Origin of the sequence: Pseudomonas bananamidigenes (assembly GCF_001679645.1) — a bacterium.
GTDB lineage: Bacteria > Pseudomonadota > Gammaproteobacteria > Pseudomonadales > Pseudomonadaceae > Aquipseudomonas > Aquipseudomonas bananamidigenes.
Genome location: NZ_LRUN01000039.1, coordinates 1 through 19,392 on the forward strand (window position 1 = coordinate 1; position 19,392 = coordinate 19,392).

Below are 19,392 nucleotides of genomic sequence, written 5' to 3' on the forward strand. Positions count from 1 at the left end.
TAACCAAAAACGCTGGGCCCCTGCGTTCGGCACCTCGCTTTGGCTCGGTGTTCCTTCGTTCCGGGATTCATCCGGGGGCATCGCCTACGGTTTGCTTCGCTGCACCTCCTCTCGATGCATGCGGCTGCGCCGCACGGTCGCTGCGCTCCCACCCCCGGATAAATCCCTCCACTCAGCCTTCCGATGGGGCCGGCAAGTCAAAAGCGGTACTCGAGCTAACGCTCATCGTGTTGAGTGGTGGAAGCCAAAGCCAAAGCCAAAGCTAAAAGATCAAAGCCGGAGAGGAGTTGCATACGTTTTAAAACCCGAGTTCACCTCGGTATTTCACGTCGGCGTACCTCCCCAAAACAACTCGGTCAGTCCCCTCTCCCTTTGGGAGAGGGTTAGGGTGAGGGGGGGGCTGAGTCCGTACAAAGACGCGTCAAATCACCTCTCACCCATCGATTGAGTGGTAGCCCTAAACCTTCGCACTCACCTCACTCCGATTGACCAACCCCTCCAGCGCCGCACTCAAACTCTGCGCCCGCTCACCCACCAGCAAGTGCCACACGCCACCCTCCAGCGCGCTCACGCCCAAACATCCAAGCTCTTTCAATCGGCTTTCCGAGAGTGCCTTGCCATCGGCCAGTTGCAGGCGAATCCGGCTCATGGCGATGCAGTCCAGTTGCAGCACATTGTCGCTGCCACCCAAAGCGGTCAGCCATTGCTGAGCAAGCGGCGCAGCGACTGCAACCGGTTCGCTGGTTTCGATGACGGCGACAGGAGCAGTCGCTGCAGCTCGGCCCAATGCGGGCATCGCCAGTCGAATCTCATCGGCAATGCTGTCGGCCATCGGCCCGACGACCACTTGCAGACTGCCGCCCTTGCCCGGACGCACAACGGCCATGGCACCCAGTGCTTTCAGATCGGCATCCGACGCTTTGTTGCGATCCACCATTTCCAGTCGCAGCCGCGTGGTACACGCGCCAACCGTCACCAGATTCTCTGCACCACCGAGGGCCTTGATGTACGCGCCGGCGCGTTCGTTTTCGGTCAGCACCGCTTTGTCGGCGGTGGCGACGTCCTCGCGCCCCGGTGTCTTCAGGTTGAAGCGACGGATACAGAAGTCGAACACCGCGTAATAGATGACCGCATAGGCCAGGCCCACCGGAATCACCAGCCAGCCATTGGTGGACCTGCCCCAGCCGAGCACCATGTCGATGAAGCCGCCGGAGAACGTGAAGCCCAGATGAATGTTCAGCGCGTTGGTGATCGCCATCGACAGGCCCGTCAGCAGCGCATGCACCAGATACAGCAGCGGAGCCAGGAACATGAAGGCGAATTCGATGGGTTCGGTAACGCCGGTCAGGAATGAAGTCAGGGCCATCGACAGGAAGATCCCGCCCATCACCTTGCGCCGTTCCGGCAGGGCGTTGCGGTACATTGCCAGGCACGCGGCGGGCAGGCCGAAGATCATCATCGGGAACATGCCGGTCATGAACTGGCCGCCCTTCGGGTCACCGGCGAAGTACCGCGACAGGTCGCCGGTGACCAGCGCGCCGGTGGTCGGGTCGGTGAAGTTGCCGAACACGAACCACGCCATGTTGTTGAGGATATGGTGCAGGCCGGTGACGATCAGCAGGCGGTTGAACACGCCGAAGACGAAGGCGCCGAAGCTGCCGCTTTCCATCATCAGGCTGCCGAAGATGTTGATGCCGTGCTGGATCGGCGGCCAGATATAACCGAACAGTACGCCCAGGCCCACCGCCGCAAAACCGGTGACGATCGGCACGAAGCGTCGTCCGCCGAAGAAGGCGAGGTATTCCGGCAGCTTGATGTCCTTGAAGCGGTTGTACAGCGCGCCGGCCATCAGGCCGCTGACGATCCCGGCGAGCATGCCCATGTTGATGCTGGCGTCGAGCACCTTGAGCGTGGAGATCATCACCAGGTAACCGATCACCCCGGCCAGGCCTGCGGTGCCGTTGTTGTCCCTGGCGAACCCCACCGCAATGCCGATGGCGAAGATCATCGCCAGGTTGGCGAAGATCACCTGGCCGGCATCGTGGATGATCGCGATGTTCAAGAGGTCGGTGTCACCCAGACGCAGCAGCAGACCGGCAATCGGCAGGATCGCGATGGGCAGCATCAGCGCCCGGCCAAGACGTTGCAGACCTTCGATGAAGAGTTGGTACATGGCGATTGTCCTTGTTGTTTTTGTCAGCGCAGAGGCCAATGTTGATGACAGGCGTGGCGCACCGCGGCGGCGCTGCTCAGCTTGAGCAGGTCACGGGCGAGGCGTTGGCATTCGGCTTCGTGCAACTGGCGCACGCGATCCTTGATTTCACCAATTTGTACCGGGCTCACCGACAGTTCGGTCACGCCCAGGCCGATCAACACCGGCGTTGCCAGCGGATCAGAGGCGAGGGCGCCGCATACGCCGACCCAGCGTTTATGCACCGCCGCACCTTCGCAGGTCATGGCGATCAGGCGCAGCAGCGCCGGGTGCAAGGCATCGACCCGAGCGGCAAGGCCGGCATGGTCGCGGTCCATGGCCAGGGTGTATTGCGACAGGTCATTGGTGCCGATGGACAGGAAGTCGGCGTGTTCGGCCAGTTGTTCGGCCTGAAGCGCGGCGGCCGGGACTTCGATCATCACACCGATTTCCGGACGCTGGCTGACACCCAGTTCCAGGCACAGCGCATCGACCCGCTGGCGGATGTGCAACAGTTCGTCGACTTCGGTGACCATCGGCAGCAGGATCCGGCAACGCTGCAGCGGGCTGACGTGCAGCAGGGCGCGCAGTTGCTGATCGAGGATTTCCGGGCGGGCCTGGGCCAGGCGGATACCGCGCAGACCCAGCACCGGGTTGGCTTCCACCGGCAGTGGCAGGTAATCGAGTTGTTTGTCGCCGCCGACGTCGATGGTGCGGATGATCACCGATTTGTCGCCCATGGCATCGATCACGGCCTGGTAAGCGCTGCGTTGCTCTTCGACGTCCGGCGCGGTGTGGCGATCGACGAACAGAAACTCGGTACGCAACAGGCCAACGCCATCGGCGCCGTTGGCGAACGCATCCGTCGCTTCATGGCTGGACGCCACATTGGCAACCACTTCGACGGCCACGCCGTTGCGGGTTTCGGCCGGGAGATGGGCCTGGAGTTGCTGGGCTTCACGTCGTTGCTGACGGTCCAGTTGCGCTTGTCGGACGTCGGCCAGACGCTCGGCGTTCGGTGTCAGTTCGAGGTGACCGCCGTCAGCATCGAGAACCACGGACTGGCCTTGGGCCTGATCGAGCAACGCCGAGCCCAGGGCGACCAGGCACGGCAGGCCTTTGCCCCGGGCCAGGATCGCCACGTGGGACGTCGCGCCCCCTTCGGCCATGCACAAGCCGGCGACACCTTGCGCACTCAGTTGCAGCAGGTCCGAAGGCGTCAGTTCGTGGGCGGCGACGATGGCACCGGGCGGCACTTCGTAATGCCAGGCTTCGCCGAGCAGCGCGCGCAGCACTCGTTGTTTCAAGTCGCGCAGGTCATTGGCACGTTCGGCCAGCAGCGGGCTGCCAGTGCTTTGCAGCACTTCGCATTGCGTATCGATGGACAGGCTCCAGGCGTGGGTCGCCGCGGTGCCGGTGGCAATCGATTGTTGCGCGGCGTCGAGCAGGGCCGGGTCTTCCAGCAATGCCAGATGCGCGGCAAAGATCGCTTCCTCGTCAGCGTTACGCTGCTTTTTCGCCTGGGCGAGGGTGCCGTCGATTTCACTGCGAACGTGATTCAGCGCCCTGTCGAGAATCTGCAATTGTTGCTCGGGCTGATGATTGCCGGAGTCCGCCGGCAGGCTGATGGCATTCAAGCGAAACAGCGGCCCGCCCACCAGACCCGGTGCGGCGCAAACACCATGCAACACGCCGGCCTCGGCCGGGCGATTGCACGGCGCGGCAGCAACCGGTGCAGCGGCGTGATGATCCTCCGGCAGGGCTGTGGCCAGTGCAGTGAGCAAGGCTTGCAACGCCGCTTGCGCGTCGGAACCCTGGCAACTGACTTGCACTTCGTCCTGTTCGCCAATCGCCAGGCCCATCAAACCGATGAGGCTGTTGCACGGCGCCGATTTGCCGGCGAAATGCAGCTGCGACTGACTCTTGAAACCTTGCGCCGTCTGGCGAATCAACGCCGCCGGACGCGCATGCAGACCGCCACGGTGGGCGACCCGCACGTGACCGTGAACTTCCGGGCCGCCGGATTCTTCCGCATTCGCCGCGGTGCTGTGACGGGCGACGATGTGCAGCAGCGGCTCACCGGTTTTTACCGTTTTCAGGGTGATGGGCCGCGCCTGGAAATCCTGGCTGTTGGTCAGGATCAGCAGACTGATCAGACTTTTGCATCGGCGACCGACCTTGTCCAGGTCATAGCGCACCAGCGGCTGGCCACTGCTGACCCGCGTGCCTTCCTTGACCAGCATCGAGAAGCCTTCGCCCTGCAACTCGACGGTGTCGAGCCCCAGATGCAGGAGGATTTCCGCGCCGTTGTCGGCACGCACGGTCAGCGCGTGACCGGTGCGGGCGACGTGAATCACCACGCCGGCGCAAGGTGAATACAAGGTGTCGTTCAACGGATCGATGGCAATGCCGTCGCCCATTGCGCCACTGGCGAACACGGCATCCGGAACTTTGGCGAGCGTGAGCACCGGGCCGCTGAGCGGGGCGCTTAAAGTCAGCTCTTTATTGTTGTTGTGCATGGCTCGGTCTCATCAGGAAAACGTTCGGTTCGGACTCAGTGCGTACGAGTGACTTTGCTCAGGTGGCGCGGCTGATCCGGGTCCATGCCGCGGGCCACGGCCAGGTGGGCGGCCATCACGTAGAAACTCTGGATCGCCAGGATCGGATCGAGCGCCGGGTGTTCGGCACGGCTCAGGGTCAGGTCGCGTTCGAGCACGTCATCCGGTGCGGCCAGCAGCACGCGGGCACCGCGCTGGCGCATTTCCGCCGCCAGGCTCAGCAGGCCGGCCTGCTCGGCGCCGCGCGGGGCGAAGACCAGCAAAGGGTAGTTTTCGTCGATCAGCGCCATCGGGCCGTGACGCACTTCGGCACTGCTGAAGGCTTCGGCCTGGATCGCCGAGGTTTCCTTGAATTTCAGCGCGGCTTCCTGAGCGATGGCGAAACCGGCGCCACGGCCGATCACCATCAAGCGTTCGCAACCGCGCAGGGCGTCGATGGCCGCGTTCCAGTCCTGTTGCGCTGCTTCGCGCAAGCCTTCCGGGAGAGCGTCATGTGCCTCGAGCAGTTCGCTGTCTTCCTTCCAGTGCGCGATCAGGCGGGCGCTGGCGCTGAGGGTGGCGATGAAGCTTTTGGTCGCGGCGACACTGCTTTCGGTGCCGGCCAGCAGCGGCAGGCTGAATTCGCACGCGGCCTCCAGCGGCGAATCAGAGGCGTTGACCATCGACACGCTCAGGGCACCACGTTTGCGCAGCAGACGCAGGCTGTTGACCAGATCCGGGCTCTGGCCCGACTGGGAAAACGCGAACGCGACCTGACCGCTGACCTTCAACGGCGCTTGCTGCATGGTCACCACCGACATCGGCAGCGAGGCCACCGGGATGCCCAGTTGCTGCATGGTCAGGTAGGCGAAGTAGCTCGCTGCATGGTCGGAACTGCCACGGGCGACGGTCATCGCCACTTGTGGCGGCTGGCGGCGCAGGCGACCGGCGATCTCGATCATCGAAGCATCGAGCTGTTGCAGTTGGGCTTGCACGGCCTCGGACGAGGACAGCGCCTCCTCAAGCATTTTTGAAGTCAATGTCTTCTCCTTCGACCATGACGGCGGTCAGTGTGAGTGAGCGATCCAGCCGCACGCAGTCGGCCCGGGCGCCGGGTTGCAGGCGCCCGCGTTCGGTGATGCCGAGGTAGTCGGCGGGGAATTGCGAAAGACGTTGCGAGGCCTCGGCGAGCGGCAGACCGATCTTCACCAGATTGCGCAGGGCCTGATCCATGGTCAGGGTGCTGCCGGCCAGCGTGCCGTCCGGCAGGCGCACGCCGCCCAGGCATTTGGTGACCGTGTGGCTGCCAAGCTTGTACTCACCGTCGGGCATGCCGGCAGCGGCGGTCGAATCGGTGACGCAGTACAGGCACGGGATCGAACGCAGGGCGACGCGGATCGCGCCGGGATGCACGTGCAGCAAGTCCGGAATCAGCTCGGCGAATCTGGCGTGGGCCAGCGCCGCGCCGACGATGCCCGGTTCGCGGTGATGCAGCGGGCTCATGGCGTTGTACAAATGGGTGAAACTGGTGGCGCCGGCCTCGAGGGCGGCGACACCTTCCTCGTAACTGCCGAGGGTGTGACCGATCTGCATGCGAATGCCACGACGGCTCAGTTCACGAATCAAGTCGTCATGGCCGGAGATTTCCGGGGCGATGGTGATTACCCGGATCGGCGCCAGCGCCAGATACGCTTCGACTTCAGCCATCAACGCGGTGTGGGCGAAATTCGGCTGTGCGCCAAGTTTTCCGGGATTGATGTACGGGCCTTCGAGGTGAACGCCGAGAACCCGGGCGCAGCCCTTCGGGCGCTGTTCGCAGAATTCGCCGACATCCTTGAGCACGCTGGCGATCTCGGCACTCGGCGCGGTCATGGTGGTGGCCAGCAGCGAGGTGGTGCCAAAACGCACATGGGTTCGGGTGATGGTTTCGAAAGCGCCGGCACCTTCCATGATGTCTTTGCCGCCACCGCCATGGACGTGCAGGTCGATAAACCCCGGCAGCAGATAAGGCAGGTCGTTGTCCGCCGGATCACAGGGCACGCCTTCGATGGACACGACTCTGCCGTGTTCGTGGATCAGCCGGCCGCGAATCCAGCCGTCAGCGGTGAGGATGTTGTCTTCGGACATTTCGCTTCTCTCGTTTGGCCTGGCTGCCGGTCAGCGGCGCAGCTCTGCAACAAAGTCGTAATAGTCGTTGCGGCAATAGGTGTCGGTGACTTCGATCGGCGTGTTGTCTTCCAGATAGCCGACCCGGGTCATCAGCAGCATCGCGGTGCCGGGAGCGATGCCGACCAGGGCAGCGAATTCGTCCGACGCATTGATGGCCTGAATGTGCTGCAGGGCGCGGACGACCGGTTTGCCGATGCTGTCGAGGTGTTCGTAGAGCGAGTCGCCCACCACTTGGGGCCTGGGCATGATCGAGGCGGGCAGGGTGCTCATTTCGATGGCCATCACGGTGTCGTCGGCCTTGCGCAGGCGTTTCATGCGCGCCACCTTGTCGTTCGGCGACAGGCCCAGGCGGATCAGTTCTTCGTGGGTCGGCAGGGTGATTTCCCGCTCGAGCCATTGCGAGCCGGGTACGAAGCCCTTGAGACGCAGCATTTCACTGAATCCCGACAGGCGTGACAGCGGTTGTTCAAGGCGTGGGGTGATGAACGTGCCGGAGCCTTGCAGGCGGCGAATCAGACCCTGGTCGAGGAGGACTTCCAGCGCTTTGCGGGCGGTGACGCGGGAAATGCCCAATTGCTCGCTGAGGTGGCGTTCGGACGGCATCGCCTGCTCGGCTTTCCACTGCCCTGCATGGATCGCCGATTCCAGATTACGTGCCAGTTGCAGGTACAGCGGCGTAGGCTGAGAGTCGTCCGGGCGTAGGGAATGGAGGTCGTTCATGTAGGCGATTTCCGGCGAGAGTATAGGATTGTTGTGGCTCGCTTCTCGGGCGGAAATTAATACCACTTCAATACCATGTCAACGCAGTGGATTGGCCGTAAGCCCCATGAAATCGAGGGTTCAGGGCAGGGTATTTTCAAGTGGTATTAGTGGTGGGCTGTAAAAAGCAAAAGATCGCGGTCTGCGCCAGTACCGGCAAATCAGAGTGGTATCACTCCTGCCGGTGCTGCCGAAAACGGCGATCTCTTGAATTATTTTTTGAGGGCGACCAGTGGTCGGGCGTTACGGGCGGATCTCGATCATCGTACCGTCCGGCACCAGGCCCCAGACTTCGCGCATGTCCATGTTGCGCATGGCAATGCAGCCGTCGGTCCAGTCCAGGGTATGGAACAGGTCTTCTGGGGTTTCTTCCGTGTCCGGCGTGCCGTGAATCATGATCATCCCGCCAGGCTCGACGCCTTCACGCCGGGCGCGCGCCGAATCGCTGATGTTCGGGTAGGAGATGTGCATGGCCAGATTGAATTTTTCGCTGACCTTGCGCCAGTCGATCCAATAGAGCCCTTCAGGTGTGCGTTTGTCGCCTTCGATCAGCTTGGGGCCCTTCTTCGCGCCTTTGCCCAGAGAAATGCGATAGGTCTTGATGGGCTTGCCGTTGGCGATCAATTGCAGTTGATGAGCGGATTTGAGCACCAGGATTTTTTCGATCATCGGGGTGTTCGAAGGCGTCACGGTGGTCACGAATGACGCTTGGGAAACAGTGACGAACGACAGACAGAACAGGGCAAGCAACCAGCGCATTGAAACAATTCCCCAGGAAGTGACGCAGATACTTTATTTATAGGTGTTTTCAGGTGATGGCAGGCTGGGCCAGAGGTGGAATCGACTCGGAGCGAACCGGGTAGAGCTCGGCACGGCGGTCAGCGAAGAAGCATTCTAAGGTACGTCCCACGGTGCGGAAAGCCAGCTCGTCCCACGGAATGTCGGCTTCGTCGAACAGCTGCACCTCGATGCTCTCGGGGCCGGCGGCAAAGTCCAGATCTGCAAGCTCGGCGCGGAAGAATACATGCACCTGACTGATGTGTGGCACGTCGATCAGGGTGTAGATGCTCAGGTTGCGTACCCGGGCGCAGGCTTCCTCGGCGGTTTCGCGGATCGCGGCCTGTTCGATGGTTTCACCGTTCTCCATGAAGCCGGCGGGCAGTGTCCAGTAACCGAGGCGCGGTTCGATGGCGCGGCGGCAGAGCAGAACCTTGCTACCCCAGGTCGCCACACACCCGGCCACAATGTTGGGGTTCTGATAGTGAATGGTCTGACAGCTGTCGCAGACAAATCGCAGCCGCGAATCGCCATCGGGAATGCGCTGGGTCACCGGGTTGCCGCACTGGCTGCAAAATTTCATGCTGGGGTTCCTGAATGCTGCGCCTATCTTGGCGCGCAGAGGTGGCTGTCGGCAAGTTGTCGTTTCGCGACATGACGCCTGTCCGGGGCTTGGGCGGTCGCCATGATTGGTGCATGATGCAGGGCAAGGCACAGATCGAGAACACTTATGCTGGACGAGCTACTGCACCGGGTAAGCAATCACACGCCGCGCACGCTGGAGACCGACACGCGTTTTCCCGAGGCCGCCGTTCTGGTGCCGATTACTCGCAGTGACGAACCGGAGCTTGTCCTGACCTTGCGCGCCAGCGGGCTCTCGACCCACGGTGGCGAGGTCGCCTTTCCCGGTGGCCGGCGTGATCCGGAAGATCCCGACCTGACCTTCACCGCGCTGCGAGAGGCTGAAGAGGAAATCGGTCTGCCGCCCGGTCTGGTCGAAGTGATCGGGCCGCTCAGCCCGCTGATCTCCCTGCACGGCATCAAGGTCACACCTTATGTCGGAGTGATTCCGGATTTCGTCGAATACCGGGCCAATGATGCCGAGATCGCTGCGGTATTCAGCGTGCCGCTGGAGTTTTTCCGCAAGGATCCCCGCGAACACACCCACCGCATCGATTATCAGGGTCGCAGCTGGTACGTGCCGAGCTATCGTTACGGCGAATACAAGATCTGGGGGCTGACGGCGATCATGATCGTCGAGTTGATCAACCTTCTCTATGACGCCAGAATCAGCCTGCACCAGCCACCGAAAAGCTTTATCAACACCTGAAGCCATCGCGAGCTCCGAGGACCACACGATGAAATACCGCCTGGGCGACGCCCGAGTCGAGACCCATCCGCAGAGCTGGGTGGCCCCCAATGCCGTGCTGGTGGGCAAGGTCAAACTGGAAGAGGGCGCCAACGTCTGGTTCAACGCCGTCCTGCGGGGCGACAACGAGCTGATCCTGATAGGCAAGAACAGCAATGTGCAGGATGGCACCGTGATGCACACCGACATGGGCTATCCACTGACCATCGGCACCGGCGTGACCATCGGCCACAACGCCATGCTCCACGGCTGCACGGTGGGCGATTACAGCCTGATCGGCATCAACGCCGTCATCCTCAACGGCGCGAAGATCGGCAAGAACTGCATCATCGGCGCCAATTCGCTGATCGGTGAAGGCAAGGAAATTCCCGATGGTTCGCTGGTGATGGGCTCGCCGGGCAAAGTGGTGCGCGAACTCACCGAGCCACAAAAGAAGATGCTCGAAGCCAGTGCCGCGCACTATGTACATAACTCGCAGCGCTATGCGCGGGATCTGGTCGAGCAAGAAGAATGACAACGTCCGAAAGACCTGTCGCCTCGCCTTGCGTCAGTATTTGCGCACTGGACGAGGACGACATTTGTACCGGCTGCCAGCGCACCGTCGAGGAGATCACCCGTTGGAGCCGTATGACCAATGACGAGAGACGGGTGGTACTCGGGTTGTGTCATGAGCGGGCGAAGGCCAGTGGCCTGGTCTGGATGGTCGGCAAAACGCCAGGGCAATAGCCGATTCGATTGGCGTCACCGAAGGGCTGAAGTAACCTGTGCGCCAAATTGACAGGTCACGTCCATGATTTTCCTCATCGCTTATATCAGCAGTGTCGTGCTGATCAACTTCGCCTTCTCCACCGCGCCGCACCTGGACATCATCTGGTCGGCGTGGGGCGGGCTTGTGTTCGTGCTGCGCGACATGGTGCAGATCCGCTTCGGGCATGGCGCGATTGTGGCGATGCTGGCGGCGCTCGTGCTGTCGTACGTCACTTCCGATCCCTCGATCGCGCTGGCCAGCGCTACGGCTTTCGCGGTCTCCGAGTGCATCGACTGGCTGGTGTTCACCATTACCAAACGGCCGTTGCGTGACCGCTTGTGGATAAGTTCGGCGCTGAGCATTCCCCTCGATACGTTCATCTTCTTCGGCATGATCGATCTGCTCACGCCGCCGGTGCTTATCACCGCGCTGGCCTCGAAGTTTGCCGGTGTCACCGCGGTCTGGCTGATCATGGCCTGGCGCGAACGCAAACAGGCTGTCGCCGGCTGAAGCCAAACCCTCAGGTTCATGTAAAATGCCGCGCTTTCTCCCCATGGGAAGTGCGCCTTTGGCCGCGTCCCTCGATGATCCGCTTCTTTGAGGACCTGAGATGACCCGTATCGGAACTCCATTGTCGCCGACCGCGACCCGCGTATTGCTGTGTGGCTGTGGTGAGTTGGGCAAGGAAGTGGTGATCGAGCTGCAACGCCTGGGCGTTGAAGTGATCGCCGTTGACCGTTACGCCAATGCGCCGGCCATGCAGGTCGCCCATCGCAGTCATGTGATCAACATGCTCGACGGCGCTGCGCTGCGTGCGGTGATCGAAGCCGAGAAACCGCACTTCATCGTGCCGGAAATCGAAGCCATTGCCACCGCCACCTTGGTCGAACTGGAAGCCGAAGGCTTCACCGTGATCCCGACCGCCCGCGCCGCTCAACTGACCATGAACCGCGAAGGCATTCGTCGTCTGGCCGCCGAAGAGCTGGATCTGCCAACTTCGCCGTACCACTTCGCCGACACCTTCGAGGACTACAGCAAAGCCGTTCAGGACCTGGGTTTCCCGTGCGTCGTCAAACCGGTGATGAGTTCGTCGGGCAAGGGCCAGAGCCTGCTGCGCAGCGCCGATGACGTGCAGAAAGCCTGGGACTACGCGCAAGAAGGCGGCCGTGCCGGCAAAGGTCGCGTAATCATCGAAGGCTTCATCGATTTCGACTACGAGATCACCCTGCTGACCGTTCGTCACGTCGGTGGCACGACCTTCTGTGCACCTGTTGGTCACCGTCAGGAGAAGGGCGATTATCAGGAGTCCTGGCAGCCGCAGGCCATGAGCCCGATTGCGCTGGCAGAGTCCGAGCGTGTTGCCAAAGCCGTGACCGAAGCGCTGGGTGGCCGTGGCCTGTTCGGCGTCGAGCTGTTCATCAAGGGGGATCAGGTGTGGTTCAGCGAAGTATCGCCGCGTCCGCACGACACCGGTCTGGTGACCCTGATTTCCCAGGACCTCTCGCAGTTCGCCCTGCACGCCCGTGCAATCCTCGGCCTGCCGGTGCCGCTGATCCGTCAGTTCGGCCCATCGGCTTCGGCGGTGATTCTGGTGGAAGGTCAGTCGACCCAGACCGCATTCGCCAATCTCGGCGCCGCTCTTGGCGAACCGGATACCGCGCTGCGTCTGTTCGGCAAGCCTGAAGTCAATGGTCAGCGTCGCATGGGCGTAGCCCTGGCGCGTGACGAGTCGATCGAAGCGGCTCGCGCCAAGGCGACCCGTGCTTCCCAGGCGGTCGTTGTAGAACTGTAATCTCGCGGTTCGATTGCTCCCGCCCATGCGGGAGCAATCAATGCGCTTATGGCACCTGATTCAGGTCGCTGTGGCGCGTTTCCTTCAGGCACAGCACAGCGATCAGGCTGAGCACCGCCGCCCCCGATACATACCCTCCGACGTAACTCAAACCACCCATCGCCACCAGTTTCTGCGCAAAGAACGGTGCCGCCGAGGCCCCGACAATCCCGCCGAGGTTGTAGGCCGCCGAGGCGCCGGTATAGCGCACGTGTGTCGGAAACAGCTCCGGCAGCAGCGCACCCATCGGGGCGAAGGTCACGCCCATCAGGAACAGCTCGATGCACAGGAACAGCGCCACGCCCCAGGTCGAACCCTGAGTCAGCAATGGCTCCATCAGAAAGCCGGAAAGAATCGCCAGCACACCACCGACGATCAGCACGGGTTTGCGCCCGTAACGGTCACTCGCCCAGGCCGATAACGGCGTGGCGGCTGCCATGAACAGCACCGCGAAACAGAGCAGACCGAGGAATGTCTCGCGACTGTAGCCGAGCGTTGATACGCCATGGCTCAGGGAAAACACGGTCGAAATGTAGAACAGCGCGTAGCAGACCACCATCGCGGCCGCGCCCAGCAGTGTCGGAGCCCAGTACTGGCTGAACAGCTCGACCAGCGGCACTTTTACCCGCTCCTGACGGGCGATGGCGTTGGCGAATACCGGGGTTTCATGCAGCTTGAGACGCACGTACAGCCCGACCATCACCAGCACGGCGCTGAGCAGGAACGGAATCCGCCAGCCCCAGCTGCGGAACTGTTCGTCGCTGAGGGTCATGGCCAGGGTCAGGAACAGGCCGTTGGCCGCCAGAAAACCGATCGAAGGGCCAAGCTGCGGGAACATGCCGAACCACGCCCGCTTGCCTTTCGGGGCGTTTTCGGTGGCCAGCAGCGCCGCACCGCCCCATTCGCCACCCAATCCCAGGCCCTGGCCGAAGCGCAGCACGCACAGAAGGATCGGCGCCCAGGCCCCGATACTGTCGTAACCCGGCAGCACGCCGATCAACGTGGTGCAGACACCCATCAGCAGCAGTGACGCCACGAGCGTCGATTTGCGCCCGATGCGATCGCCGAAATGGCCGAACAATGCCGAACCCAACGGGCGGGCGAGGAAGGCGATGCCGAAGGTGAGGAACGCCGAGAGCATCTGAGCCGTGCCGGACGTCTGCGGAAAGAACACCGGCCCGATCACCAGCGCAGCGGCGGTGGCATAGACGTAGAAGTCATAAAACTCGATGGCGGTGCCGATGAAGCTCGCGGTGGCCACCCGAGTGGCGGAGTTGGCCGGTTGGGTCGGCGCGGTGTCGCTGTAAGCGGTACTGGTCGTCATGCGGTGATCCCTGACAGTCATGAGCTCCATTGGAGCGAATTATTATGGTCGACTACCCGGGGATGTGGGATAGGGCGCGAGCGCTGTTCCAGGTAGGAACAATCGTCGGTGTAATGCGCAAAGCAGCGGTGGACCGGCCGGAACCTGTCGGGTGCGGGGTAAGCACACGGCTCGGCGGGGCTTGGGTAAGCGCCCTGATTATAGGAAGGTGGCTAACGAATGAACAAGGGGCGAACTAGCGGACAGCGGCGAGCACTGGCGCCGAGCTGGTGTGCCAGATGAGTACTTTGCTCACACGATTCTCCTCGGTTTCGAGAATCTCCAGGCGATAGCGTCCGATCTTCAGGCACACCGCGCTTTCCGGGATGGTTTCCAGTGCTTCGGTCACCAGGCCGTTGAGCGTCCTGGGGCCGTCGCTGGGCAGGTGCCAGCCCAGGCATTTGTTCAGTTCGCGGATCGAGGCGGCGCCGTCGATGATCATGCGTCCGTCGGCCTGTGGATGGATGTGCGGATTGTCGAGGCTGTGCTCGCTTTCGAATTCGCCGACGATTTCTTCGAGAATGTCTTCCAGGGTGACGATGCCCAGCACTTCGCCGTACTCGTCCACGACCATGCCCAGACGTCGCTGCTGCTTGTGGAAGTTCAGCAGTTGCAGTTGCAGCGGTGTGCTTTCCGGAACGAAGTACGGCTCGTAACTGGCGGCCAGCAAGGCTTCGCGGGTCAGACTGCGATCGTCCAGCAAGTGCCGGATCTGTCGGGTGTTGAGGACGGCCTCGACCTGATTGATGTCACTGTGGAAGACCGGAAGGCGCGTGCGCTTGTTGTAGCGCAACTGCTCGGTGATCTCTTCGATGGAATCGTCGAGATTGATGCCGTCGACGTCGCTGCGGGGGACCAGGATGTCGTTGACCGTGATGTTGTCCAGCGCGTGGATGCCGGAAACCGGGTGCGGCCGAGACGGATGTTCCGTGTCGTCTAGGCGTTCCGGCGGGATGTCGTCTTCGCTCTGCTGCACGACCTGAGCCTTGCGCACCAGCGGGCGCATCAGCAAGCCACTGATGCTACTCAGCAGCCATGCGAGGGGATAGATCATTTTCAGCGGCACGGCGAGCAACGAATTGCCGAATGACAGCACGGCGTCCGGATAGCGTTGGGCGAGGTTGCGCGGGAAGTAGTCGGCAAATACCAGCAACACGGCGCCGGCACCCAGGACGGCTGCCCAGGGACCGTTTTCTTCACAGAGGAAAATCGCCAGCAGCGTGGCAAGCACCACGGCCAGTGCGCGGCACAGGGTGTTGCACAGAATCAGGCTGTCGAGCGGGAAACCGAGTTTCGCCAGCGGCTTGTCGCTGGCGCGCGAGGCCGTACGTTGCGCCAGCAGATGCTGTTGCGCAACCTCGATCGCAGTGAACAGCGCCGACCAGAGAATCAGCAGGACAAATACCGCGAGCATCGGCCCTATGGGCAAACCGTCCATTTATGCCGCCCGTCAGATATGCAGGATGTATTCACGGACCAGCTTGCTGCCGAAATACGCCAACATCAGCAGGCAGAAACCGGCGAGGGTCCAGCGGATCGCCTTGTGGCCGCGCCAGCCGAGGCGGTTGCGGCCCCACAACAGCACACTGAACACGACCCAGGCCAGGCAGGCCAGCAGGGTCTTGTGCACCAGATGTTGGGCAAACAGGTTCTCGACGAACAGCCAGCCGGAAATCAGCGACAGCGACAGCAGCGTCCAGCCCGCCCAGAGGAAGCCGAACAGCAGGCTTTCCATGGTTTGCAGCGGCGGGAAGTTCCTGATCAGCCCGGACGGGTGCTTGTTCTTGAGCTGGTGATCCTGCACCAGCAGCAGCAATGCCTGGAACACGGCGATGGTGAACATGCCATAGGCGAGGATCGACAGCAGGATGTGCGCAAGTATGCCCGGTTCTTCGTCGATGATCTGCACGGTGCCGGTCGGCGCGAACTGGGCCAGCAACACGGTGATCGCTCCCAGCGGGAACAGCAGGACCAGCAGGTTTTCCACCGGGATTCGCGAGCAGGCCAACAGCGTCAGGGCAATGACTGCCGCGGCAATCAGGCTCGAAGCACTGAAGAAGTCCAGGCCCAGACCGATCGGCGTCAACAGGTGGGTCAGCAGGCTGGCGCCGTGAGCCAGCACGGCGAACACGCCAAGCGTGACCAGCAGGCGCTTGTCGGCCTTGGCGCCAGTGGCCAGGCGGGTGCCCTGATAAAGGGTCGCAGCGGCATAGAGAAGGGCGGCGGCGAGGGTGGTCAGCAAACTCGGTGACAAGGGGAGCATAAATCCTGTTAGGCAAGCCCGAAAGGGGCTGAGTTTGGCATAGAACCGCCATCGCACGAAAGACTCAACGAGCTGACAGCGAGGTGTCCGCCAGACGCAGTCTTCGCTATAATCCGCGACCTGCCCACGCCGCAGGCTCGCCGAGTACATGTTGATTCCGGTCCGGGCCGCCATTATCCCGGTCTACACAGGGCCTGAAAGGATCGCGCAATGTTTGAAAACCTAACCGACCGTCTCTCGCAGACGCTGCGCCATGTCACCGGCAAGGCGAAACTGACCGAAGACAACATCAAAGACACCCTGCGTGAAGTGCGCATGGCGCTGCTCGAGGCCGACGTCGCCCTGCCGGTGGTCAAGGACTTCGTCAATTCGGTCAAGGAGCGCGCTGTCGGCACCGAGGTGTCGCGCAGCCTGACGCCGGGTCAGGCGTTCGTGAAGATCGTCCAGGCCGAACTCGAAAGCCTGATGGGCGCGGCCAACGAAGACTTGAACCTCAGCGCCGTACCGCCCGCCGTCATTCTGATGGCCGGTCTGCAGGGCGCGGGTAAAACCACTACGGCCGGCAAACTGGCGCGCTTCCTTAAGGAGCGCAAGAAGAAGTCGGTCATGGTCGTGTCGGCGGACATCTATCGTCCTGCCGCCATCAAGCAGCTGGAAACCCTGGCCAACGACATCGGCGTGACGTTCTTCCCGTCCGATCTGAGCCAGAAACCGGTCGACATCGCCAACGCGGCCATTAAAGAAGCAAAACTGAAATTCATCGACGTGGTCATCGTCGATACCGCCGGTCGTCTGCACATCGACGATGAGATGATGGGCGAGATCAAGGCGCTGCACGCGGCGATCAATCCGGTCGAAACCCTGTTCGTGGTCGATGCCATGACCGGTCAGGACGCCGCCAACACGGCCAAGGCTTTTGGCGACGCGCTGCCGCTGACCGGTGTGATCCTGACCAAGGTCGACGGTGACGCCCGTGGCGGTGCCGCGTTGTCCGTACGTGCCATCACCGGCAAGCCGATCAAGTTCATCGGTATGGGCGAGAAGACCGAGGCGCTGGATCCGTTCCACCCTGAACGTATCGCCTCGCGGATCCTCGGCATGGGCGACGTGCTCAGTCTGATCGAGCAGGCTGAAGCGACCCTCGACAAGGAAAAGGCCGACAAACTGGCCAAGAAGCTGAAGAAAGGCAAGGGCTTCGATCTCGAAGACTTCCGTGATCAGCTGCAACAGATGAAAAACATGGGTGGCCTGGGCGGGCTCATGGACAAGCTGCCGAGCATCGGCGGCGTCAACCTGGCGCAGATGGGCAATGCCCAGAGCGCGGCAGAGAAGCAGTTCAAGCAGATGGAAGCCATCATCAACTCCATGACCCCGGCCGAGCGCCGCGACCCTGAACTGATCAGCGGTTCGCGCAAGCGTCGGATCGCCATGGGATCCGGTACTCAGGTGCAGGATATCGGTCGCTTGATCAAGCAACACAAGCAGATGCAGAAGATGATGAAGAAATTCTCCGCCAAGGGCGGAATGGCGAAAATGATGCGCGGCATGGGTGGAATGTTGCCCGGCGGCGGCATGCCGAAACTGTAAAAGAACTCGCCGGTCGTCGTACCGGCGCAGTCCCGCATGGAAGCGGGATTCACAGTAAACCCGCATTCGGCGGGAGCTGACCGGCCGTTTTCATCGACGGCTCTATCGCAAATCTGCACGGCATGCCACAGGCGCCGGAAAAAGTCATTTGCAAAAGTCCGGATATTCCTTAGAATATGCGGCCTTTCGGGCACCCATGCCCGCTGTGCATTTAGATTTGCAGCACCGACTACAGGAACGATGTTCACATGCTAACAATCCGTCTTGCCCTTGGCGGCTCCAAAAAGCGCCCGTTTTACCACCTGACCGTAACCGACTCGCGCAACCCGCGTGATGGTTCCCACAAAGAGCAGATCGGCTTCTTCAACCCGGTTGCCCGTGGTCAGGAAGTTCGTCTGTCCGTAAACGACGAGCGTCTGAACTACTGGTTGAGCGTTGGCGCGCAGCCATCTGAGCGTGTTGCTCAGTTGCTGAAGGAAAAAGCCAAGGCTGCAGCCTGAGCTATATGAACGCGACGCCAGAAAAAGCGGACGACCTTATCGTTGTCGGCAAGATTTTTTCGGTTCACGGCGTTCGCGGCGAGGTGAAGGTCTTTTCCTTTACCGATCCGATTGAAAACCTGCTGAATTACCGTAACTGGACGCTTCGGCGCGAAGGTGTGGTCAAGCAGGCAGAGCTGGTCAGTGGCCGTTCCACTCAAAAGGATCTGGTCGCCAAGCTCAAAGGCCTCGACGATCGTGATGAAGCCCGTCTTCTGAGCGGTTACGAGATTTGCATCTCGCGAAGCCTTTTGCCCAACCTGACTTCCGACGAGTACTACTGGTACCAGTTGGTGGGTCTGAAAGTCATCAACCAGGACGAACAACTGTTCGGCAAGGTTGATCACCTGTTGGAGACCGGCGCGAACGATGTACTGGTGGTCAAACCCTGCGCAGGCAGCCTGGATGATCGCGAGCGTTTGTTGCCCTATACGGAGCAATGCGTGCTGGCCATCGACCTTGAAGCAGGCGAAATGAGGGTGGAATGGGACGCGGATTTCTAAGCAATGGCGAGCCTGCGCGTAGAAGTCATCACGTTGTTCCCCGAGATGTTCTCGGCCATCAGTGAGTACGGCATTACCAGTCGTGCGGCCAAACAGGGGCTCTTGCAGCTCACCTGTTGGAATCCGCGGGATTACACGACGGATCGGCATCACACTGTGGACGATCGCCCGTTTGGCGGTGGTCCGGGCATGGTGATGAAGATCAAGCCCCTGGAAGATGCTCTGGTTCAGGCCAAGGCAGCAGCCGGGGAGGCGGCGAAGGTGATTTACCTGTCACCCCAGGGCCGTCAGCTGACTCAGTCGGCGGTACGCGAACTGGCGAAATCGGATGCATTGATCCTGATTGCCGGTCGTTATGAAGGCATTGACGAGCGCTTTATTGAGGCTCATGTCGATGAAGAGTGGTCGATTGGGGACTATGTCCTGTCTGGCGGCGAGCTGCCGGCGATGGTCCTGATAGATGCGGTTACACGACTGCTGCCCGGAGCTTTAGGGCATGCGGACTCCGCGGAGGAAGATTCCTTCACGGATGGTTTGCTGGATTGCCCGCACTACACCCGACCGGAGGTGTATGCGGATCAGCGTGTTCCCGACGTATTGCTAAGCGGCAATCACGCACACATCCGGCGTTGGCGTTTACAGCAGTCCCTTGGTCGGACCTGGGAACGACGCGCCGATCTTCTGGAAAGCCGCTCGCTTTCTGGAGAAGAGAAGAAGCTGCTCGAGGAATACATCCGCGAGCGGGACGATAGTTAA

Annotated in this window: 19 protein-coding genes; 9 read left to right on the plus strand and 10 right to left on the minus strand. The window is 61.6% G+C overall.

The window, feature by feature from the left end; all coding sequences use genetic code 11:
• Window positions 1-457 precede the first annotated feature (457 nt).
• The 7 genes from nagE to BBF94_RS14265 form a co-directional block, all read right to left on the minus strand.
• The gene (gene nagE / locus BBF94_RS14235; protein WP_065259632.1) at window positions 458-2,173 is read right to left on the minus strand and encodes an N-acetylglucosamine-specific PTS transporter subunit IIBC; all 1,716 of its coding nucleotides are present in this window, start codon (window positions 2,171-2,173) and stop codon (window positions 458-460) included.
• A 23-nt stretch (window positions 2,174-2,196) separates the two neighbouring features.
• A complete protein-coding gene (gene ptsP, locus BBF94_RS14240) occupies window positions 2,197-4,710 on the minus strand; it encodes a phosphoenolpyruvate--protein phosphotransferase (RefSeq protein WP_065259633.1) in 2,514 nt (837 codons plus the stop codon).
• 35 nt (window positions 4,711-4,745) lie between these two features.
• A complete protein-coding gene (locus BBF94_RS14245; protein ID WP_065259634.1) occupies window positions 4,746-5,756 on the minus strand; it encodes an SIS domain-containing protein in 1,011 nt (336 codons plus the stop codon).
• A complete protein-coding gene (nagA, locus tag BBF94_RS14250) occupies window positions 5,749-6,855 on the minus strand; it encodes an N-acetylglucosamine-6-phosphate deacetylase (protein WP_065259635.1) in 1,107 nt (368 codons plus the stop codon). Before nagA ends, BBF94_RS14245 begins: the two co-directional genes overlap by 8 nt.
• A gap of 30 nt (window positions 6,856-6,885) precedes the next feature.
• The gene (locus BBF94_RS14255; protein WP_065259636.1) at window positions 6,886-7,617 is read right to left on the minus strand and encodes a GntR family transcriptional regulator; all 732 of its coding nucleotides are present in this window, start codon (window positions 7,615-7,617) and stop codon (window positions 6,886-6,888) included.
• Window positions 7,618-7,899: 282 nt separating this feature from the next.
• Window positions 7,900-8,415 carry a L,D-transpeptidase family protein gene (locus BBF94_RS14260; RefSeq protein WP_065259637.1) on the minus strand — a complete coding sequence of 172 codons (516 nt, stop codon included), beginning with the start codon at window positions 8,413-8,415 and terminating at the stop codon, window positions 7,900-7,902.
• Window positions 8,416-8,464: 49 nt separating this feature from the next.
• Window positions 8,465-9,016: an NUDIX hydrolase gene (locus tag BBF94_RS14265; protein WP_065259638.1), complete on the minus strand. Its 552-nt coding sequence runs from the start codon at window positions 9,014-9,016 to the stop codon at window positions 8,465-8,467.
• Window positions 9,017-9,163: 147 nt separating this feature from the next.
• Here BBF94_RS14265 and BBF94_RS14270 point away from each other — a divergent pair, with 147 nt between their 5' ends.
• The 5 genes from BBF94_RS14270 (at window position 9,164) to purT (ending at window position 12,342) form a co-directional block, all read left to right on the plus strand.
• Window positions 9,164-9,763 carry a CoA pyrophosphatase gene (locus BBF94_RS14270; protein WP_065259639.1) on the plus strand — a complete coding sequence of 200 codons (600 nt, stop codon included), beginning with the start codon at window positions 9,164-9,166 and terminating at the stop codon, window positions 9,761-9,763.
• Between the two features lie 28 nt (window positions 9,764-9,791).
• The gene (locus BBF94_RS14275; RefSeq protein ID WP_007954617.1) at window positions 9,792-10,316 is read left to right on the plus strand and encodes a gamma carbonic anhydrase family protein; all 525 of its coding nucleotides are present in this window, start codon (window positions 9,792-9,794) and stop codon (window positions 10,314-10,316) included.
• A complete protein-coding gene (locus tag BBF94_RS27170; protein WP_082302406.1) occupies window positions 10,313-10,528 on the plus strand; it encodes a DUF1289 domain-containing protein in 216 nt (71 codons plus the stop codon). The genes BBF94_RS14275 and BBF94_RS27170 overlap by 4 nt, the downstream gene beginning before the upstream one ends.
• Window positions 10,529-10,592: 64 nt before the next feature.
• Window positions 10,593-11,060, plus strand: a complete 468-nt coding sequence (locus BBF94_RS14280) for a preQ0 transporter (protein ID WP_007954619.1) — start codon at window positions 10,593-10,595, stop codon at window positions 11,058-11,060.
• A 100-nt stretch (window positions 11,061-11,160) separates the two neighbouring features.
• Window positions 11,161-12,342 (plus strand): formate-dependent phosphoribosylglycinamide formyltransferase, encoded by a 1,182-nt coding sequence (purT, locus tag BBF94_RS14285; RefSeq protein ID WP_065259640.1) that lies wholly within the window; start codon window positions 11,161-11,163, stop codon window positions 12,340-12,342.
• 46 nt (window positions 12,343-12,388) lie between these two features.
• Here the strand turns inward: purT and BBF94_RS14290 are convergent, their stop codons facing one another.
• From BBF94_RS14290 to BBF94_RS14300, 3 genes are all read right to left on the minus strand, one after another.
• Complete coding sequence (locus BBF94_RS14290) at window positions 12,389-13,705, minus strand: MFS transporter (protein WP_065259641.1); 1,317 nt, start codon at window positions 13,703-13,705, stop codon at window positions 12,389-12,391.
• 235 nt (window positions 13,706-13,940) lie between these two features.
• Complete coding sequence (locus tag BBF94_RS14295; protein WP_065259642.1) at window positions 13,941-15,182, minus strand: transporter associated domain-containing protein; 1,242 nt, start codon at window positions 15,180-15,182, stop codon at window positions 13,941-13,943.
• Window positions 15,183-15,194: 12 nt separating this feature from the next.
• Window positions 15,195-16,007 (minus strand): cytochrome C assembly family protein, encoded by an 813-nt coding sequence (locus BBF94_RS14300; protein WP_065259643.1) that lies wholly within the window; start codon window positions 16,005-16,007, stop codon window positions 15,195-15,197.
• 210 nt (window positions 16,008-16,217) lie between these two features.
• Here BBF94_RS14300 and ffh point away from each other — a divergent pair, with 210 nt between their 5' ends.
• The 4 genes from ffh to trmD all read left to right on the plus strand — a co-directional run bounded on the left by ffh (window position 16,218) and on the right by trmD (window position 19,392).
• Complete coding sequence (ffh, locus tag BBF94_RS14305; RefSeq protein WP_065259644.1) at window positions 16,218-17,594, plus strand: signal recognition particle protein; 1,377 nt, start codon at window positions 16,218-16,220, stop codon at window positions 17,592-17,594.
• Between the two features lie 248 nt (window positions 17,595-17,842).
• Window positions 17,843-18,094 (plus strand): 30S ribosomal protein S16, encoded by a 252-nt coding sequence (gene rpsP / locus BBF94_RS14310; RefSeq protein ID WP_065259645.1) that lies wholly within the window; start codon window positions 17,843-17,845, stop codon window positions 18,092-18,094.
• A 5-nt stretch (window positions 18,095-18,099) separates the two neighbouring features.
• The gene (gene rimM / locus BBF94_RS14315) at window positions 18,100-18,636 is read left to right on the plus strand and encodes a ribosome maturation factor RimM (RefSeq protein ID WP_065259646.1); all 537 of its coding nucleotides are present in this window, start codon (window positions 18,100-18,102) and stop codon (window positions 18,634-18,636) included.
• A gap of 3 nt (window positions 18,637-18,639) precedes the next feature.
• Window positions 18,640-19,392, plus strand: a complete 753-nt coding sequence (gene trmD / locus BBF94_RS14320) for a tRNA (guanosine(37)-N1)-methyltransferase TrmD (protein WP_065259647.1) — start codon at window positions 18,640-18,642, stop codon at window positions 19,390-19,392.

What these genes read in the sequence shown, in the direction of transcription:
- nagE (WP_065259632.1), bottom strand. Translation starts at nt 2,173, where the DNA reads ATGTACCAACTCTTCATCGAAGGTCTGCAACGTCTTGGCCGGGCGCTG.
- ptsP (WP_065259633.1), bottom strand. Translation starts at nt 4,710, where the DNA reads ATGCACAACAACAATAAAGAGCTGACTTTAAGCGCCCCGCTCAGCGGC.
- BBF94_RS14245 (WP_065259634.1), bottom strand. Translation starts at nt 5,756, where the DNA reads ATGCTTGAGGAGGCGCTGTCCTCGTCCGAGGCCGTGCAAGCCCAACTG.
- nagA (WP_065259635.1), bottom strand. Translation starts at nt 6,855, where the DNA reads ATGTCCGAAGACAACATCCTCACCGCTGACGGCTGGATTCGCGGCCGG.
- BBF94_RS14255 (WP_065259636.1), bottom strand. Translation starts at nt 7,617, where the DNA reads ATGAACGACCTCCATTCCCTACGCCCGGACGACTCTCAGCCTACGCCG.
- BBF94_RS14260 (WP_065259637.1), bottom strand. Translation starts at nt 8,415, where the DNA reads ATGCGCTGGTTGCTTGCCCTGTTCTGTCTGTCGTTCGTCACTGTTTCC.
- BBF94_RS14265 (WP_065259638.1), bottom strand. Translation starts at nt 9,016, where the DNA reads ATGAAATTTTGCAGCCAGTGCGGCAACCCGGTGACCCAGCGCATTCCC.
- BBF94_RS14270 (WP_065259639.1), top strand. Translation starts at nt 9,164, where the DNA reads ATGCTGGACGAGCTACTGCACCGGGTAAGCAATCACACGCCGCGCACG.
- BBF94_RS14275 (WP_007954617.1), top strand. Translation starts at nt 9,792, where the DNA reads ATGAAATACCGCCTGGGCGACGCCCGAGTCGAGACCCATCCGCAGAGC.
- BBF94_RS27170 (WP_082302406.1), top strand. Translation starts at nt 10,313, where the DNA reads ATGACAACGTCCGAAAGACCTGTCGCCTCGCCTTGCGTCAGTATTTGC.
- BBF94_RS14280 (WP_007954619.1), top strand. Translation starts at nt 10,593, where the DNA reads ATGATTTTCCTCATCGCTTATATCAGCAGTGTCGTGCTGATCAACTTC.
- purT (WP_065259640.1), top strand. Translation starts at nt 11,161, where the DNA reads ATGACCCGTATCGGAACTCCATTGTCGCCGACCGCGACCCGCGTATTG.
- BBF94_RS14290 (WP_065259641.1), bottom strand. Translation starts at nt 13,705, where the DNA reads ATGACGACCAGTACCGCTTACAGCGACACCGCGCCGACCCAACCGGCC.
- BBF94_RS14295 (WP_065259642.1), bottom strand. Translation starts at nt 15,182, where the DNA reads ATGGACGGTTTGCCCATAGGGCCGATGCTCGCGGTATTTGTCCTGCTG.
- BBF94_RS14300 (WP_065259643.1), bottom strand. Translation starts at nt 16,007, where the DNA reads ATGCTCCCCTTGTCACCGAGTTTGCTGACCACCCTCGCCGCCGCCCTT.
- ffh (WP_065259644.1), top strand. Translation starts at nt 16,218, where the DNA reads ATGTTTGAAAACCTAACCGACCGTCTCTCGCAGACGCTGCGCCATGTC.
- rpsP (WP_065259645.1), top strand. Translation starts at nt 17,843, where the DNA reads ATGCTAACAATCCGTCTTGCCCTTGGCGGCTCCAAAAAGCGCCCGTTT.
- rimM (WP_065259646.1), top strand. Translation starts at nt 18,100, where the DNA reads ATGAACGCGACGCCAGAAAAAGCGGACGACCTTATCGTTGTCGGCAAG.
- trmD (WP_065259647.1), top strand. Translation starts at nt 18,640, where the DNA reads ATGGCGAGCCTGCGCGTAGAAGTCATCACGTTGTTCCCCGAGATGTTC.